Origin of the sequence: Robiginitalea aurantiaca (genome assembly GCF_030380815.1) — a bacterium.
In the GTDB taxonomy this organism is placed as follows: Bacteria; Bacteroidota; Bacteroidia; order Flavobacteriales; family Flavobacteriaceae; genus Robiginitalea; species Robiginitalea aurantiaca.
The window spans coordinates 1-3,423 of record NZ_JAUDUY010000019.1; the positions used below are offsets into that span (position 1 = coordinate 1).

Sequence of the window (3,423 nt, forward strand, 5' to 3'; positions counted from 1 at the left end):
TTCCCCGGGTAGTCATGGGCATAGGAATACGATTCTCCGTACCCCAAATCCTTCATAAGCTGTGTAGGGGCGTTTCTTAGGGGCAGCGGCACGGATAGATCTCCCGTATCACGAACAACCTTCTGGGCACGGTTAATGGCCATATAGCTGCTATTGCTCTTAGGCGAAGTAGCCAGATAAATGGCACATTGGCTCAGAATAATGCGCGCTTCGGGATGGCCGATTACCTGTACGGAATGAAAAGTTGCATTTGCTAACTGTGTGAGTGTGCCGTACACATGGTGCGCAAAGTTACAAGAGGCACGCTAGATGATTAAAAGTGGTTTTTGAAGAATATCTTATTTATAAGACATTTCTGGCCATTGGTCTTTCCAAGGTTTTGCTTCTTCTAATTGATATGCCAATTGATATAACGATTCGTCATTGCCGATTGATGCCTGAAACATCGACCCTAATGGAAGATTGTCTATGGTTGATAATGGTACGGACATGGCAGGATGCCCACAGATATTAGCAAAACAGGTTAGGCTCAGTGTTTGACCAACAATAAATTTTTTATCCATAAAAGAATCTGTCATGGGGTTTAAGAACTCAATCGGTTGTGTCTTAATCGGGCAAACTGCAGAAAAAAGCACATCGTTTTCCTCAAACATAGATTCAAAAATAGCCGGTATAGTATTTGTTATATAATCTGTAGCCTTTGCTAGTTCTTCTTCATTAAAATCTTTGGCGAAAATGGCCTCTGTTTTAACAAAATTTGTAAGCTCCTTAATGTCTCCAATTTCAGTGTATGCACTATTGTTTGCCATTATGTTATTAACTAAAGGCACGAATTTGGTCAAGAAGAATACATTAAATTGATCGTAAAAATCATCACCGTTTAAAGGAATTGTCACCTCTTTTACCTGATGTCCCAAACTCGTAAGAAGCTTGACAATTTCGTCTTGTTTAGCGACAATCTCAGGGTCTATTTCATAACCCTCCAGACCCGTACGTATATAACCGACTTTTAAGGATTTAAGAGGAATATTCTTAAGGGAGTTTTTTATAGTGACATAAGGATTATTCTCTCTTTTTTGAGTTGCAATAAATAATTGTTCATTATCACGCACACTTCTGCTTATGCCACAATTTGTTTTTAAGAAATCGTCCGCTCCACCTTTTTCCCCTGAAGCTAATCGGCCTCTAGATGGTTTAAATCCAAACAGACCACAAGCGTTTGGAGGTATACGATTAGATCCGGCACCATCAGTACCATGTGCTAAGGGAACAATCCCTGCTGCCACTGCTGCAGAGCTACCCCCGCTAGATCCAAAGACGGTTTTTGTTACATCCCATGGATTTAGTGTTTTTCCAAATAATTCGTTCCATGTATTAGAGTGAGACGCGAATTCAGGCACATTGGTCCTTCCCACAATAGTAAGACCCGATTTTTCAAGTTCGACTATATAAGAAACAGACTCTGAGGGTATATTATTCTGCATTAATTTTGAACCGTCTGAACGTACTACACCTCCGATATCAATCATATCTTTAATTAAAACCGGAACACCTGCAAAAACAGAATTGCTATTTGTGTTCAGAACCATTTCCCTCGCTCTTTCGTATAGCTTAATGTTAACTGCATTAATTTTTGGATTAAAATATTCGATTCTTTTTATCACGACCTCTAACAACTCAGCGGGTGAAATTTGTTTGGTCTTTATAAGCTCTGATAAGCCTATAGCGTCATATTGCATAAATTCATCAAATAGTTCCGGGATTATCTGAGGAGTTTCTTTCTTGCCATTTTCACACGAGGAGAATACCCCTGGTAAAACACTACCTGCAATGGCTGTATAGAAGACACTACTGCCACTCTTTTTAACAAAATCTCTGCGTTCCATATGTTTAAAACTTATTTGACCATTTATAATTTAATATCACCCTGAAATCCACAATGTCCTTACTAGTCAAATCAAGGTTGCGAATTGAATTCTGATGAACAAATGCACCGCGTACCTTAAGGTTGAAATCCTTTAGAAAAGTATAGTCAAGAGTTAGGTTATACTCTTGTTGATTAGGCGATGCTGCATCCCCACTATTAGGCGTAAATCCAAATCCCATATTTGGATAAAGATTCAGTACTTCAGATAATTTTAATATGACTCCTAGCTTTACTGACTGCTCTTTCGGACGATTGAAAAAGTTAAAGATCATCATATTGTAATAAGGCATTATGCTCCATACTTCCTGAGCCTTATCCACACTTAAAACATTCGTATATCCAATAAAACTTTTTAAACCAAAAAGATAGAAGTCTAATTTTGTTCCTAGCATATTAAAATTGAAATCCCCACCAATACCATCACCGATATCGTTTTCATGCATGTACTGAATTCCTATTTTTATTGGATTACCCTTTAACGAAAATTCTCTGTAATATTCAGTATACAATCCATGATAATAATCCTTAGCATTCAGATAATACAAACCGAAGGCCATTATATCGGTTTTGTACCGATTTGCAGTCCCCCAAACTAATTCGTTTCTATCGAAACCCGCGAACTCATATAAATCGATGAATCTATCGCTGTTAATCCATTTTATTTGATCAATGACTCCAAAACTAATGTAGCTGTCTTCTTTGAATAAATAGTTTATATCTATTCCTCTGTGTGTGGCAGGAAGCATGCGAACATCAGAGGTGTTCAATAATGGACTATTCATTTCTCTGGCCCCCACATTCAAAAGGAATTTGTTTTTCTTGAATTGTAAAGCGTATTCCTGTAACACTGTAAACCCTTCCTGCCCTGGTTTTAAGAGCATTGTCCCATCTCTTTCCAATTGACCGTATATTCTTTGGGAAGTAGCCAAAGTAACGCGCCCTGTAATATGATTAGAAACTATTGAAGGGTTCCATGACAAACTTCCGCCCAATGCCAAGGCCTCTTTTTTATTTGTTGTCAAATCTTGAAAGAAATAATACGACCTCATTTTAGCCTTAAATGGTATTCTCAGGCTTTTTAGATTCGCCGCATCAATGGGATTGTCGTATAAAGAATCTTTAAAAATAAAATAATCAGGACCTGACTGAGCACACACCTTTAAGTGGATCGAAATAAAAGAAATGGCAATTATGGTTATGAATCTTTTATACTTGATCACTCTAAGATTGTATAATGAAAAAATTAAATAGGGAACCAGGGTATGAGTAATTACTCTAGTTTATTCCTAAAATTCCATTTAAACTGAAATTTAAGAAATTTTAAAAGAAATTTCGGAAAAATAAAGGAGGCATAGTACCGGCTCAGACTGCTCGAATGGTCTCCAGTATCAACTTAACTGTCAGTGGTGGCACGAATTCTTTAAGGATGGGAAAACGGAGGTGCAACCCTTGAAATTGAAATTCTAAAGCTCGTATTTACCTTTCCACCGTTTTTG

At 37.5% G+C, this 3,423-nt stretch carries 2 protein-coding genes and 1 pseudogene; all 3 read right to left on the bottom strand.

Annotated elements, in window-relative coordinates:
• A pseudogene (locus QU605_RS15210) lies at positions 1-257 on the bottom strand (AAA family ATPase); the annotation flags it as partial.
• A gap of 81 nt (positions 258-338) precedes the next feature.
• A complete protein-coding gene (locus tag QU605_RS15215; protein WP_289726189.1) occupies positions 339-1,886 on the bottom strand; it encodes an amidase in 1,548 nt (515 codons plus the stop codon).
• Between the two features lie 4 nt (positions 1,887-1,890).
• The gene (locus QU605_RS15220; protein WP_289726190.1) at positions 1,891-3,147 is read right to left on the bottom strand and encodes an OprD family outer membrane porin; all 1,257 of its coding nucleotides are present in this window, start codon (positions 3,145-3,147) and stop codon (positions 1,891-1,893) included.
• Positions 3,148-3,423: the final 276 nt, after the last annotated feature.